The organism is Leclercia adecarboxylata, assembly GCF_035787115.1.
Lineage (GTDB): Bacteria > Pseudomonadota > Gammaproteobacteria > Enterobacterales > Enterobacteriaceae > Enterobacter > Enterobacter adecarboxylatus_E.
Genome location: NZ_JALKTL010000003.1, coordinates 154184 through 168168 on the forward strand (window position 1 = coordinate 154184; position 13985 = coordinate 168168).

10 protein-coding genes and 3 tRNA genes are annotated in these 13985 nt (G+C 55.9%); 7 read left to right on the forward strand and 6 right to left on the reverse strand.

What is annotated here, in order from left to right; genetic code table 11:
- Positions 1 to 4 precede the first annotated feature (4 nt).
- Positions 5 to 739, reverse strand: coding sequence for a succinate dehydrogenase/fumarate reductase iron-sulfur subunit (locus MXM41_RS11630; RefSeq protein ID WP_325932079.1), 735 nt, complete (start codon positions 737 to 739; stop codon positions 5 to 7).
- Positions 732 to 2522 (reverse strand): fumarate reductase (quinol) flavoprotein subunit, encoded by a 1791-nt coding sequence (frdA, locus tag MXM41_RS11635; protein WP_325932080.1) that lies wholly within the window; start codon positions 2520 to 2522, stop codon positions 732 to 734. The genes MXM41_RS11630 and frdA overlap by 8 nt, the downstream gene beginning before the upstream one ends.
- Positions 2523 to 2830: 308 nt before the next feature.
- On the opposite strand from frdA, the gene epmA reads away from it, so the two are divergent.
- The gene (epmA, locus tag MXM41_RS11640) at positions 2831 to 3808 is read left to right on the forward strand and encodes an elongation factor P--(R)-beta-lysine ligase (RefSeq protein ID WP_325932081.1); all 978 of its coding nucleotides are present in this window, start codon (positions 2831 to 2833) and stop codon (positions 3806 to 3808) included.
- A 190-nt stretch (positions 3809 to 3998) separates the two neighbouring features.
- Here epmA and mscM read toward each other — a convergent pair whose 3' ends face one another.
- From mscM to rsgA, 3 genes are all read right to left on the reverse strand, one after another.
- Positions 3999 to 7322 (reverse strand): miniconductance mechanosensitive channel MscM, encoded by a 3324-nt coding sequence (mscM, locus tag MXM41_RS11645; protein ID WP_325932082.1) that lies wholly within the window; start codon positions 7320 to 7322, stop codon positions 3999 to 4001.
- 16 nt (positions 7323 to 7338) lie between these two features.
- Entirely contained in the window at positions 7339 to 8307 is a 969-nt protein-coding gene (gene asd, locus MXM41_RS11650) for an archaetidylserine decarboxylase (protein WP_325932084.1), read from the reverse strand.
- A 98-nt stretch (positions 8308 to 8405) separates the two neighbouring features.
- The gene (gene rsgA, locus MXM41_RS11655) at positions 8406 to 9458 is read right to left on the reverse strand and encodes a small ribosomal subunit biogenesis GTPase RsgA (protein WP_325932085.1); all 1053 of its coding nucleotides are present in this window, start codon (positions 9456 to 9458) and stop codon (positions 8406 to 8408) included.
- A gap of 107 nt (positions 9459 to 9565) precedes the next feature.
- On the opposite strand from rsgA, the gene orn reads away from it, so the two are divergent.
- The 4 genes from orn (at position 9566) to MXM41_RS11675 (ending at position 10592) form a co-directional block, all read left to right on the forward strand.
- Entirely contained in the window at positions 9566 to 10111 is a 546-nt protein-coding gene (gene orn / locus MXM41_RS11660) for an oligoribonuclease (protein WP_325932086.1), read from the forward strand.
- A gap of 189 nt (positions 10112 to 10300) precedes the next feature.
- Positions 10301 to 10376: transfer RNA gene (locus tag MXM41_RS11665), tRNA-Gly, on the forward strand.
- Between the two features lie 32 nt (positions 10377 to 10408).
- Positions 10409 to 10484, forward strand: a tRNA-Gly gene (locus MXM41_RS11670).
- A gap of 32 nt (positions 10485 to 10516) precedes the next feature.
- Positions 10517 to 10592: transfer RNA gene (locus MXM41_RS11675), tRNA-Gly, on the forward strand.
- 269 nt (positions 10593 to 10861) lie between these two features.
- Here the strand turns inward: MXM41_RS11675 and queG are convergent.
- On the reverse strand, positions 10862 to 12001 hold the full coding sequence (gene queG, locus MXM41_RS11680; RefSeq protein WP_325932087.1) for a tRNA epoxyqueuosine(34) reductase QueG: 1140 nt from the start codon (positions 11999 to 12001) through the stop codon (positions 10862 to 10864).
- On the opposite strand from queG, the gene nnr reads away from it, so the two are divergent.
- Positions 12000 to 13526: a bifunctional ADP-dependent NAD(P)H-hydrate dehydratase/NAD(P)H-hydrate epimerase gene (gene nnr / locus MXM41_RS11685; RefSeq protein ID WP_325932088.1), complete on the forward strand. Its 1527-nt coding sequence runs from the start codon at positions 12000 to 12002 to the stop codon at positions 13524 to 13526. The two genes, queG and nnr, sit on opposite strands and share 2 nt — an antisense overlap.
- Positions 13519 to 13980 carry a tRNA (adenosine(37)-N6)-threonylcarbamoyltransferase complex ATPase subunit type 1 TsaE gene (gene tsaE / locus MXM41_RS11690; RefSeq protein ID WP_325932090.1) on the forward strand — a complete coding sequence of 154 codons (462 nt, stop codon included), beginning with the start codon at positions 13519 to 13521 and terminating at the stop codon, positions 13978 to 13980. Before nnr ends, tsaE begins: the two co-directional genes overlap by 8 nt.
- The last annotated feature ends 5 nt before the right edge of the window (positions 13981 to 13985 follow it).

Here is a 13985-nt window from a genome sequence, read left to right on the forward strand (position 1 = left end):
CTCCTTAGCGTGGTTTCAGGGTGGCGATAAGAAAGTCTTTTGAACTTTCTACTTTACCCTGTTGGATCGCGGCGGCCGGATCGACATGCTTCGGACAGACTTCCGAGCAGTAGCCGACAAAGGTACAGGTCCAGACGCCGTTCTGACTATTCAGCTGCGCCATACGTTCTTTTTTACCGCGATCGCGGCTGTCTTCGTTGTAGCGATGTGCCAGCGTAATGGCCGCCGGCCCGATAAACTCTGGGTTCAGACCAAACTGCGGGCAGGCGGCATAGCACAAGCCGCAGTTAATGCAGCCGGAGAACTGGTGATATTTGGCCATCTGCGCCGGAGTCTGTCTGTTAGGCCCCTGATCCGGCGTACGCGGGTTTCCAATGATGTACGGCTTAATGGCTTCAAGGCTTTCGATAAAGTGGGTCATGTCGACCACCAGATCGCGCTCAATCGGGAAGTTCGCCAGGGCTTCGACTTTTAGCCCCTTCGGGTATTCGCGCAGGAAGGTTTTGCAGGCCAGTTTAGGTACTTTGTTGACCATCATGCCGCAGGAGCCGCAAATTGCCATCCGGCAGGACCAGCGGTAGCTCAGGTCCGGCGCCAGATTGTCTTTGATGTAGCCCAGCGCATCCAGCAGGGAGGTCTGTTCATCATAAGGAACTTCATAGAAAGCACTGTGCGGCGCGCTGTCCACTTCCGGGTTGTAGCGTACCACTTCGACTTTCAGGGTTTGCATTTCAGCCATTCGCCGTCTCCTTCTTATCGGCTGCTTCCGCTTCTGCACCGTAAACGCGTTTCGCTGGTGGCAGCGTGGTGATTTTCACGTCGCTATAGTCCAGACGGGTAGAGCCGTCTGCGTCGCGATAAGCGAGGGTATGCTTGAGGAAGTTGACGTCGTCACGCTCCGTACAACCTTCGTCCAGACGCTGATGTGCACCGCGTGACTCTTTCCGCGCCATGGCGGAATGCGCCATACATTCGGCAACATTCAGACCGTGGCCAAGCTCAATGGTGTAGAGCAGGTCGGTGTTGAACACGCTGGAGGTGTCGGTCACCCGCACGCGTTTGAAGCGCTCCTGCAGCTCCGCCAGCTTATCGATGGTCTTCTGCATCAGCTCCGGCGTACGGTAAATCCCGCAGCCTTCTTCCATGGAAAGCCCCATTTCATCGCGGATCTTCGCCCAGTTCTCACTGCCTTCCTGATTAACCAGCTTTTTCAGGCGCTGCTCGATATCGGCGGTTTGCGCATCGAGAGCGGCGCTGTTTACGTTTCCGGCCGTCGCGGCACGCGCCATGGCCTGTTCGCCCGCCAGACGGCCAAACACCACCAGTTCAGCCAGCGAGTTTGACCCCAGGCGGTTAGCCCCGTGCAGGCCAACGGAAGAACATTCGCCCACCGCAAAGAGTCCCTGAATTCGGGTTTCACACTGCCGATCGGTTTCAATGCCGCCCATGGTGTAGTGCGCGGTTGGACGTACCGGGATCGGGTCTTTAACCGGGTCGACGCCAACATAGGCTTTCGACAGCTCACAGATGAACGGCAGACGTTCCAGCAGTTTTTTCTCACCCAGGTGGCGCAGATCGAGGTAGACCACATCGCCACGTGGCCCAGGAATGGTGTTGCCTTTGCGCCACTCGTGCCAGAAAGCCTGAGACACTTTATCGCGCGGGCCAAGCTCCATATATTTGTTCTTCGGCTCACCCAGCGGCGTTTCCGGGCCCATGCCGTAATCCTGCAGATAGCGATAACCGTTTTTATTGACCAGAATACCGCCTTCGCCGCGGCAGCCTTCGGTCATCAGGATCCCGGAGCCCGGCAGGCCGGTAGGGTGATACTGGACGAACTCCATATCGCGCAGCGGAACGCCGTGTTGCAGCGCCATACCCATCCCGTCGCCGGTCACAATGCCGCCATTCGTATTGTAGCGGTAGACGCGTCCGGCTCCGCCAGTTGCCATCACCACGGCATTGGCGCGGATCTGCACCAGGGTGCCTTCCATCATGTTCATCGCCACCAGGCCGCGAGCCTGGCCGTCATCAACAAGGATATCGAGGACGAAGTGTTCGTCGAAGCGTTGGATCTGGGGGAACTGAAGTGACGTCTGGAACAGGGTATGGAGCATATGGAAGCCAGTCTTATCGGCGGCAAACCAGGTACGCTCAATTTTCATTCCGCCAAAGCGACGTACGTTGACGCTGCCGTCATCCCGGCGGCTCCACGGACAACCCCACTGCTCCAGCTGGGTCATTTCCGTCGGGCAATGATGAACGAAATAATCAACGACATCCTGTTCGCATAGCCAGTCGCCCCCGGCCACCGTGTCGTGGAAGTGATAATCAAAGCTGTCATGATCCTGCGCGACGGCGGCGGATCCGCCCTCAGCGGCGACCGTATGGCTGCGCATTGGGTATACTTTTGAAATCAGGGCGATTTTAGCGTTCGGATTAGCCTGGGCTGCAGCTATTGCTGCGCGTAATCCCGCTCCGCCAGCGCCAATAATGGCAAGATCGGCTTGAAAGGTATGCACGACATTCCTCCAGATTTTTGATTTTTCGCATCGCGACTACCCTGAGGTAGTGCAAGCCCCGGGGGCAAATGCGAAAGCGATTCCACTGCTCCTTTATGGGTAACGCAGTATAGCCGTAGGGAATGAAGGGAAATTTGACGTGTTCGATTTTTTTGCGGTTATTTCCCCCGATTTATCATTGCAATTGATGAATTGCATCACGTAATTATTGGAAGTTATAAAAACCCCAAAATTCACTGGGCAAAATTTGTCTCTGTCATGGGTTACGAGTAGACTTCGTCCCCTTGTCTGAAATCGGAGAAATTCTCATGAGCGAAACGGCCACCTGGCAGCCGAGCGCATCCATCCCCAATCTGTTAAAACGCGCAGCAATTATGGCGGAGATCCGCCGCTTCTTTGCCGATCGCGGAGTGCTGGAGGTGGAAACGCCCTGCATGAGTCAGGCGACGGTGACGGATATTCATCTGGTGCCGTTTGAAACCCGTTTTGTTGGGCCTGGCCACTCCCAGGGGATGAATCTCTACCTGATGACCAGCCCGGAATACCACATGAAGCGCCTGTTAGCGGCGGGATGTGGTCCGGTGTATCAGCTGTGCCGCAGTTTCCGCAATGAAGAGATGGGGCGTCACCACAATCCGGAATTCACCATGCTGGAGTGGTACCGCCCACATTATGATATGTATCGCCTGATGAACGAGGTGGACGATCTGCTGCAGCAGGTGCTGGAGTGTCCGGAAGCCGAAACGCTCTCGTATCAGCAAGCTTTCCAGCGTCATCTGGAGATTGATCCGCTCTCTGCTGACAAAACGCAACTGCGTGAAGCGGCAGCAAAGCTGGATCTCAGCAATATTGCCGATGCCGAAGAGGATCGCGACACGCTGCTGACGATGCTCTTTACCTTTGGCGTTGAGCCGCAGATTGGTAAAGATCGCCCGACCTTCGTCTATCACTTCCCGGCAAGCCAGGCGTCACTGGCGCAGATCAGCACGGAAGATCACCGCGTGGCGGAGCGCTTCGAGGTTTACTTTAAAGGTATTGAACTGGCGAATGGTTTCCATGAGTTGACCGACGCCCGCGAACAGCAGCAACGTTTCGATCAGGATAACCGCAAGCGTGCCGCCCGCGGCCTGCCACAACAGCCCATCGACCATAATTTACTTGGTGCATTAAAAGCCGGCCTGCCGGACTGCTCCGGCGTGGCGCTGGGTGTCGATCGTCTGGTGATGCTGGCGCTGGGCGCGGAACAGCTGGGCGATGTGATTGCGTTTACGGTAGATCGCGCCTGATTTCTGAACGGGCAGCTGATAAGTTGCCCGTTCAGCCTCAACGCTTATTTTTATACCTGCTATAAAGATGAGCCAAAACGGAAAAAACTCTCTCTTTATTTTAATTGTTGAAAATAAAAAATAGATTTATAAATTCCTGTCAATCATTATTCCTTGGCAAAGGGATTTGTACATGACCGGTATTTGTTAATTACAAACTTCCTGCCGGGCGCGTTTTCGCCGCCGACGTTAACGTTCTTCCCGTTTTACGCCCGTCCAGCGTTTCCAGACGCATCTGGAACGGTGGGAACGGCATATCAATACCGTGTTCACGGAAGCCTGCCAGAATCAGCTGGTGGATTTCGTGGCGCAGCGGCATACGATGGCCCATCTCCGCCGCGTAAATACGCAACTCGAAAATCTGGATCCCCTGCTGTAAATCCACAAGGAACACTTCCGGCTCTGGCGTGCTGATGACCAGTGAGCAGCGCTCGGCCGCCGTATAGAGAATTTGCGTCACCTCTTCACTGTTGGCATCTGACGGCGCCGGCACGGTCAGTACCACGCGCGTTACGGAATCCGACAGCGACCAGTTGATAAACTGTTCGGTAATAAAGGCCTTGTTGGGGACAATGATCTCTTTACGGTCCCAGTCACTAATGGTTGTGGCTCGGGTGTTGATCTTGGAAATACTCCCGGTCAGATCGCGGATCGTCACGGTATCGCCAATACGGATCGGCTTCTCAAACAGGATAATCAGGCCAGAGATAAAGTTGGCGAAGATCTCCTGTAATCCAAACCCGAGTCCGACACCCAATGCGGCAACCAGCCACTGCAGCTTCGACCACTCAATCCCGATCATTGAGAAGCCCACCAGCCCGCCAAACAGCATCAGCAGGTATTTAGTAATGGTGGTAATCGCGTATCCGGTCCCCGGGGTTAAATCAAGATGCTGCAACAGGGCCAGCTCCAGTAGCGCCGGGAAGTTACGGATCAGCTGGGTGGTGATGATGAATACCAGAATGGCAATCAGCACCGCCCCGAGCGTAATTGGCTCCAGGCTCTCCACACCCTGTACCGTCGAGGTCACATCCCAGAGGGTGATGTTCTCCAGGAAGCCAAACGCCGAGTGAATTTCAGACCACAGAACGATAACGGACAGCAGCGCAATCAGCATCAGAATGGATCGCACCAGGCGTAATGACTGGGTACTGATAGCATCCAGATCCAGCTCGGTTTCATCGACCTCTATTGCTCCTTCGGTGCTGAGCATGTGAGGTGGTTCTTCCTCACCGCGCGCACGCTGAGCGAGAATTTCGGCGCGGCGGTTCTTTGCCCGGTCGAAGGCCAGGCGACGGCGCTGGATCAGCATCCAGCGGCGAATAATGTGATAGACCACCAGCAGCAAGAACCAGATTGCCACTGAGGTTTCGAGACGCGCCAGCAGCGCCTGGGCCGTAGCCAGATAGCCAACGGCCGCTGCGAGAATGGCCGCCAGCGGGGCGCTGAGCAGCAAATTCCACAGCATGCGGTTAACCATGTTATCGCCGCTGCCCTCTTTATCGAGATAGAGCGGGATCCCAGCCTTTTTCAGGCTCAGCGTCACCACCGCCAGCGCACCGCAAATCAGCATAAAGCACAGGCGACCCAGCGAGCCGGAGAATTCGCGATCGTTGAGGTTATCAAACATGATCAGCGCCATAATCAGCGGCACGATAAGCCCGATGCTCATCAGGTAGTAGCGCATGGCCCGCGCCACGCGATTACGCGGCCAGCCAAAGTGCGCGACAAACAGCCCATTTGGTCGGGCAAAGGTGGCGCAGATCATCACCACCCACAGCAGCGGCACGGTGGCCGTCACCCCGGCGCCAATGGCGACCGCCAACGGATAAGGCCAGGCTTCGCGCAGGCCGTAGCCCAGCGTCATCCACAGTACCGGCAGCGGTGAGGCGACCAGAATCGACCAGAAGACCGTGCGCAGCGTGAGCCAGAAATGATCCTGCGTTACTTTGCCGACGCGCGCGCTGGAGCGGTCAAGAAAGCGGGTAAAGTGGCGGCGCGAGTAAATGCTGAACCCGACCAGAATAAGCGCCCCCAGCAACGGGAAGATCGTCTCCTTGCTGGTGAGCATCATAATGCTGGCTTTGCCGAGCTGGCTGAAGGTATCCAGCGAAATCAAACGCCGCAGATCCTGAACGATATCAATCGGCCACGAGAAGGAGACCGGCCGCACGTCCGAAGTCCAGAACAGATAGCGGTGCGTGGCCTCGTTGACCTCTTTTAACGCATCTTCCAGCTGGCTGTTAGACACTTTCAGTTTGGTCAGCTCGAGCAGCAGCGTATCGCCACCCTGCAACAGGGAGTTCAACAGCTCGCGCTGGGTTCTCAGCTGGGCTTCCAGGATCCGGTTTTGCTCGGCGGTTAGTGGTTTGCCGTCCGGCTGGTGGATCTGACGCAGCTGCGGCTGCTTGTTCAGCTGATCTTCAAAGCGCAGACGCTGGACGCGCAGCTGCGCCATTTCAGTGTCGAGCTGCTGCGGCTTGGGCATTTCAGGCAGACGGGCTACCTGAGCGCGCAGGGCTTCGCCCAGCAAATTCGATGAGCCCAGCCACTGGGACTGTTCGCGCAGAGTATTTAGCGCCTGGCGCACCTGCAGGGTTTGATTGGTCGCCTGACGTTGCTGGGAGGCCACCAGATCCATACGCTGCGCCTGCTGGTTGAGCGCGGCCGAAAGTTCACGGTTGACCTTGAACTGTTCAATGATGCCGGCCGGCAGGTTTTCGCTATTTTCCGCCAGCAGCTCGGTGCTTTCCAGCGCCCGTTCAGCTTCGCGCTGGCGCTGACTGTTCAGCTGATTGCGCAGCGCCTGGAGATAAGCATCAAGCTGCTCGCCCTGCTTTTTCGCCAGTTCAGAGCGCATACGCGCCAGCTCCTGACGATTGTTGGCCGAGAGTTGCGCCAGTTCCAGCTCGTCCACCAGCGCTTTTAGCCTGGCGGATTCCGCCTGTATACCAAGATTCTGTGCCTGATTAAGGGGCGTATTGCCGGTTTGCGCCCCGGCCCGACGTTCAACCTCATTTAGCTGACGGCGGGCATCGGTTTGCTGCTGCGGCAGTTGGCTCAGCGAGTCGGCGATATCACGTGCGCGTTCCTGCTCCTGCTGCGCCAGGCGCGTTTTTTCCAGCAACTGGCTGCTGACCTGCAGGATCTCCTGGCTAAGGGCGTCAGAGGTCAGGCCCGCGGGTACCTGACGCGGCTCTTCACGAATATCGCTCAGCTGCGTGCGCAGGGTTTGTGAAAGCTTGGGGAAGTTATCGATAACTTGTTGATACTGCGTGGCACGCTCAAGGGAGCCTTTCCGCTCCTCAAGGGCGTTCAGCGCAGCCTGGAGCGCCTCTACGGTTTCCGGCTGGGCGGGTTTTGCCGCCTTTGCCTGCTCCAGTTCTTGCGTGATTTGTTTGGTATCAGGGGCCGTCGCTGCGTACGCCCCCATACTGAGGCACCAGGCCATCAGAAAAGTGATAATCAGGCGCACGTCAGTTACCTTTTGCTTAGCTTGCGTCTTTTTTGTCGTCAACCAGTGGGCTGGCTTCGAGTTCGGCGGCGATCTCTTCTTCTGACAGCGGGGCAGGCTCTGCATCCGTTGTCACGAAGGGCTCCGTCGAAACGGCCAGCGGCTGGCCGAGTTTGGTGACTGACAGGCTTTCGAGCTGCTCTGCCAGCTTCACTTTACCCGGTGCAAACAGATTGATAACGGTAGAGCCGAGCTTAAAGCGGCCCATCTCCTGTCCTTTCAGTAGTGCTATGGAACCTTCGCTTTCACCCGCAGGCCAGGTCCAGCGTTTAATCACCCCTTCACGCGGCGGCGTAATGGTGCCAGCCCAGACCGTTTCAATGCTGCCGACAATGGTTGCACCCACCAGAATTTGCGCCATCGGGCCAAACTCAGTGTCGAACAGGCAAATAACGCGCTCGTTACGGGCGAACAGGTTCGGTACGTTTTGTGCGGTCAGGTGGTTAACCGAGAACAGATCGCCCGGCACGTAGATCATCTCCCGCAGGATGCCATTGCACGGCATATGCACACGGTGGTAGTCGCGCGGGGACAGATAGGTGGTGGCAAAAGTACCGTTGCGGAACAGATCTGCCATCAGGTAGTTACCAGCCAGCAGGGCTTCAAGGCTGTAGTTGTGGCCTTTGGCCTGCAAAATCTTATCGTTTTCGATAGCGCCCAGCTGGCTGATGACGCCGTCGGCGGGCATCACCAGCACGTTCGGGTCAGTATTCAGCGGACGCACTTCATCGCGCAGTGGGCGCACAAAGAAATCATTGAAGGTGCGGTAGCTGGCCGTATCCGGCTTCTGCGCTTCTTGCATATCGACCTTGTAATATTTCACGAACAGATCGATTACCAGCTTTGTCAGCCAGCCCGCTCGTTTGCTCGCGCCCCAGCCCGCCAGGCGAGTGAGCCACAGTTTCGGCAGAATATATTGAAGCGAAAGTTTAAATGAGTTTAACAAGGTAGCCTCCAGGCCATTGTTTTGTCGTTCCTGATCCGGCCGTTAAACAGCCGGAACCTGAAAAAAGGGGACGATTTTAGCGACGCTTAGCTTAGTTGTCAGTCATCAGATTCAGAAAAGCTTTTACGCGTTTTTACCTGAGCCATGCTTTCGAGAATGCGGTGATAGTTTTCAAAACGGGTTTCCGCAATTTCACCGTTTTCGACCGCTTCACGAATGGCGCAGCCCGGGTCGTTGTCATGTTTACAGTCGCGATATTTACACGCGCCTAAGTAGTCGTGAAATTCGACAAAGCCGTTGAAGATTTGTTCCGGCTCAAGGTGCCACAGACCAAACTCACGCACCCCTGGGGAGTCGATCACATCGCCGCCGTGCGGGAAGTGATAGAGGCGTGAGGCGGTAGTCGTATGCTGCCCCAGACCCGAGGTGTCGGAGACATCGTTGGTCAGGATCTCCTGTGGCAAGCCGAGCAAATTATTCAGCAGACTGGATTTGCCCACCCCGGACTGGCCAGCGAAAATGCTGATGCGATCGGTCAACGCTTCTTCAAGCGGCTTCAGGCCATCCTGCGTGCGGCTTGAGACCATCAGCACGCGATAACCAATCTGGCGATAAATGTCCATTTGCTCGTTGACGAATGCGGTGCCTTCCTCGTCGAGCAAGTCAATTTTGTTCAGGACGATCAGCGGCTCAACCTGCAGGGTTTCGCACGCGACGAGATAACGGTCGATAATGTTCAGCGACAGTTCGGGCAGAATGGCTGAGACAATCACGATCTGATCGATATTGGCGGCAATGGGTTTTACGCCGTCGTAGAAGTCGGGGCGGGTTAAGACCGACGAGCGCTCATGCACGGCTTCGACGATGCCTTTCACCGTTACGCCTTCAGCCGCGGCCTTACCGGGACGCCATACCACGCGGTCACCGGTCACCAGCGAGCGGATGGTGCGGCGAATATTGCAGCGGTGAACGACGCCATCGGCAGACTCCACATCGGCATGCATACCGAAGCGGCTAATCACGATGCCTTCCGCGGGCTCACCAAACAGGTTGTCGTCGTAGTCGACCTTCTCCGAAGTGGTTTTAAGGCGGCGCTGATGATTCGCTTTAACGCGGCGCTGCTGCCCTTTGGAGAGTTTATTTTTACTCAATCGTGCTGGCTCCTGGTCGCCCATATTGGGCAAAACCTCTATGATACACACTAATTAATACTAGTTAACCTGCCACGGCCGGTTATGCGAGAAGGGTGGAAAATAACATGAGTGCAGATGAAAACAATCTGATTTGGATCGATCTGGAGATGACCGGGCTTGATCCCGAGCGCGATCGCATTATTGAGATCGCCACGCTGGTGACCGATGCGAACCTGAATATTCTGGCGGAAGGGCCAACCATTGCCGTGCATCAGGCCGACGCCCAGCTGGCGCTGATGGATGACTGGAACGTGCGCACCCACACCGGCAGCGGGCTGGTGGATCGCGTTAAAGCCAGTACCCTGGACGATCGCGAAGCTGAGCTTGCGACTATCGCATTTCTGAAGCAGTGGGTCCCGCAAGGCAAATCACCGATCTGTGGCAACAGCATCGGCCAGGATCGCCGTTTCCTGTTTAAGTACATGCCGGAGCTGGAGGCCTATTTCCACTACCGTTATCTTGATGTCAGCACCCTGAAGGAGCTGGCGCGCCGCTGGAAACCAGAAATACTTGATGGTTTTAAGAAGCAGGGCACCCACCAGGCCATGGACGATATCCGTGAGTCGGTGGCAGAGCTGGCGTATTACCGCGAACACTTTATTAATTTATAAGTCGTATTCCCGGCAACGCTGCGCCTGCCGGGGTATAACGCTTTAAATGTGCGCAATGTGATGAATATTGCAGCACTTGAACTGAATTTATAAAAAAACGCTTTTAGGGGGGTTGCAGGAGGAAAGTTTTCTCGTATAATGCGCCTCCCGTAACGACAGAGAATTAACCGTTACGACAGCAATAAATTTGCGGGAATAGCTCAGTTGGTAGAGCACGACCTTGCCAAGGTCGGGGTCGCGAGTTCGAGTCTCGTTTCCCGCTCCAGAATTTGTTCGCTGAGAAGTAGCACCACCCAAGCGGGAATAGCTCAGTTGGTAGAGCACGACCTTGCCAAGGTCGGGGTCGCGAGTTCGAGTCTCGTTTCCCGCTCCAAAATTTGTTAGCAAAGAAGTAACACCACCCAAGCGGGAATAGCTCAGTTGGTAGAGCACGACCTTGCCAAGGTCGGGGTCGCGAGTTCGAGTCTCGTTTCCCGCTCCAAATTTTTCTCCTCCTTCAGATATCCACAGCGGAAAGCCCCGCCAGGGACGATTTATTTCATTTCTGACAAACTCTTCTTAACAGACTTATCCACAGGTTAATCTCTTTTTAACGAAAGTCGCAAAACTTCGCCTGATGAATAATAACATTGTAATCTATTGAAATTTATAGATAAAATTTCATTTCAAAATGTTAGCTCGATCACTTGACCAATAGCCTGAACCAGACTCTCTCTGGCTTTTAATTTTTATTCACAGGCTGTGGAAACATCATGCATCGCGCGGGAGCCCTTTTTCGATCACCCGCACCAGCCTGTTTTTCTGCGGTAATTGCACTTCCACCACGCAGGCGTTTCGCCTGGCTATTTGCTGCGCAACCGCCCACTCGATGTGTTCATCGAGAAGTGGGTGCTCACCTCGGCGACTTTCCAGCGCCGTGATATTGGCTTCATCCCAGGGAGCATTTCCCAGCGCAACGGCGATATTACGCAGCCAGCGCAGGTGACCGATGCGGCGAATCGCCGAACCTTCTGTCACTTTCAGGAACCAGGCTTCGCTCCAGGCAAACAGTTCAATAAGCGGCGGAGCATGCAACGCCTTGCGGGGACTGAAGTCGTCCTCTTCCGTTAACTGTGAATAACGATTCCACGGACAGATCAGCTGGCAATCATCACAGCCATAAATGCGATTGCCGATTAACGGACGAAACTCTTCCGGGATTGCTCCTTCCAGTTCAATGGTCAGGTAGGAGATACAGCGGCGGGCATCAACGGTATAAGGCTCGACAATGGCACCGGTGGGGCAGATAGTCATACAGGCCACGCATCGACCACAGCCTTCTTCGACCGGCTTATCCACCGGTAACGGGATATCAACCAGCAGCTCCCCAAGGAAGAAGAAGGACCCGGCGTCACGGCTAAGGATAAGTGAGTGCTTACCTGTCCAGCCAAGCCCGGCTTTTTCTGCCAGCGGGCGCTCAAGAACAGGCGCAGAATCGACAAAAGGTCTAAAATTCAGCGTGGCGCACTGCTCCTGAATCTTTTCCCCAAGCTTTTTGAGTCGGTTACGCAATAATTTATGATAGTCACGCCCCAGAGCATAACGGCTGACATATCCCAGTGAGGGGTTCTTCAGCGTACTGGCAAAAGCGGCTCCGGTGGGAAGGTAGTTCATACGCACGCTGATCACGCGCAGGGTTCCCGGCAACAGTTCATGCGGTCGGGCACGCATCATGCCGTGGCGCGCCATCCACTCCATCTCGCCGTGATATTGATTATCGAGCCATGCCTGCAGTTTTGGCTCGCTGGCGGAGAGATCGGTATCGGTGATACCCACGTGTTGAAAACCAAGCTCAGCGCCCCATTGCTTAATGTTTTGCGCTAACTGATTGAGATCGAGGGGCTGTGACATGACGGACCATACTGTGAAGAAAAACCCCGCAAGTATACCACACTCTGTCTGGGCCGCGGATGACCTGCGGCGAGCCGAAAAAGAGGCAGCAGACAGTCTCGGCATAACCCTTTATGAACTAATGCAGCGCGCGGGTGAGGCGGCCTTCACCGTTGCCCGCGCAGCTTACCCGCAAACCCGCCACTGGCTGATCCTGTGTGGCCATGGTAATAACGGCGGTGATGGCTACGTGGTTGCTCGCCTGGCGCTTGCCGCGGGTATTACCGTCACGCTGCTGGCCCTGGAGAGCGAAAAACCGCTTCCGGAGGAAGCAACAAATGCGCGGCAAGCCTGGCTGGATGCGGCGGGGGTTATCCACGCTGCGGATACCGCCTGGCCAGAAGGGGTTGACCTGATTGTCGATGGGCTGCTGGGGACCGGCTTGCGTAGCGCTCCCCGTGATGAAGCCGCAGCTTTGATCGCCCATGCTAATCAGCATGCGGCACCCATCGTTGCGCTGGATATACCCTCCGGGCTGGTTGCCCGGACGGGCACCACGCCTGGCGCGGTTATCCATGCCGACCATACGGTGACGTTCATTGCCTTAAAGCCCGGCTTGCTGACGGGTAAAGCGCGCGATGTAGTCGGGGTATTGCACCACAACGCTCTTGGGCTGGAAGGCTGGCTCGCCGGGCAGGAGACGGAGATTACCCGCTTTGATGCTTCTCATCTGGCGCAGTGGTTTCCTCCACGCCGCCCAACATCCCATAAGGGCGATCATGGCCGGCTTGTGATCATCGGCGGTGATCACGGCACCGCAGGCGCCATTCGCATGACCGGCGAAGCGGCCTTACGTACGGGGGCCGGACTGGTGCGCGTGCTGACGCGTAGCGAAAATATTGCGCCGATTGTTACCGCCCGGCCTGAGTTAATGACGCATGAACTGACGCCGAAGTCCCTGGACGACAGTCTGCAGTGGGCCGATGTGGTGGTGATTGGTCCGGGTCTTGGGCAAGAGCCCTGGGGAAAAGAGGCATTACGTAAGGTTGAGAATTTTCGGCATGCGATGCTGTGGGATGCTGACGCACTGAACCTGCTGGCAATCAAACCGGATAAACGTCACAATCGCATCCTGACGCCGCATCCCGGCGAGGCCGCGCGGCTGCTTAACTGCAGCGTTGCAGAAATTGAAAGCGATCGCTTACATTCTGCCCAACGTCTGGTAAAACGTTACGGTGGTGTTGTGGTTCTTAAAGGCGCCGGTACTGTCGTCGCCAGCGAGAGCGGCATGGCAGGCATCGTGGATGTCGGCAATGCCGGCATGGCGAGTGGCGGAATGGGCGACGTGCTTTCCGGTATTATCGGCGCGTTGCTTGGACAAAAACTGGCGCTTTATGATGCCGCCTGCGCAGGCTGCGTCGCGCATGGTGCAGCCGCCGATCGGCTTGCTGAACACTATGGCACGCGCGGCATGCTGGCAACCGATCTTTTTGACACGCTGCGGCGTGTCGTTAACCCGAAAATAATTGACGTAGAAAATGATTAATCGCGTGATCCCTTTACCCGACGAACAAGCAACTTTAGATCTCGGCCAGCGTGTGGCGCAGGCTTGTGAGGGCGCAACAGTCATCTATTTGTATGGCGATCTTGGCGCGGGTAAAACCACCTTTAGCCGGGGCTTTTTACAGGCGCTGGGGCATCAGGGGAATGTGAAAAGCCCGACCTATACGCTGGTTGAGCCTTACACCCTGGAAAACCTGATGGTATACCACTTCGATCTCTATCGCCTGGCAGACCCTGAAGAGCTGGAATTTATGGGGATCCGTGACTATTTCGCCAACGATGCCATTTGCCTGGTCGAATGGCCGCAGCAGGGTTCCGGTGTTTTACCTGAACCCGATGTTGAAATTCACCTGGAGTATCAGGCGCAAGGGCGTGAGGCCCGCGTTACTGCTGTCTCCACATCAGGAAATTCGATACTGGCGCGCTTAGCCGGTTAAGTTAA

Bases quoted from the DNA above. Each gene is read 5' to 3' on its own strand.
- nnr (WP_325932088.1), top strand. From the start codon at position 12,000: ATGACGGACCATACTGTGAAGAAAAACCCCGCAAGTATACCACACTCT.
- epmA (WP_325932081.1), top strand. From the start codon at position 2,831: ATGAGCGAAACGGCCACCTGGCAGCCGAGCGCATCCATCCCCAATCTG.
- MXM41_RS11630 (WP_325932079.1), bottom strand. From the start codon at position 739: ATGGCTGAAATGCAAACCCTGAAAGTCGAAGTGGTACGCTACAACCCG.
- queG (WP_325932087.1), bottom strand. From the start codon at position 12,001: ATGTCACAGCCCCTCGATCTCAATCAGTTAGCGCAAAACATTAAGCAA.
- orn (WP_325932086.1), top strand. From the start codon at position 9,566: ATGAGTGCAGATGAAAACAATCTGATTTGGATCGATCTGGAGATGACC.
- tsaE (WP_325932090.1), top strand. From the start codon at position 13,519: ATGATTAATCGCGTGATCCCTTTACCCGACGAACAAGCAACTTTAGAT.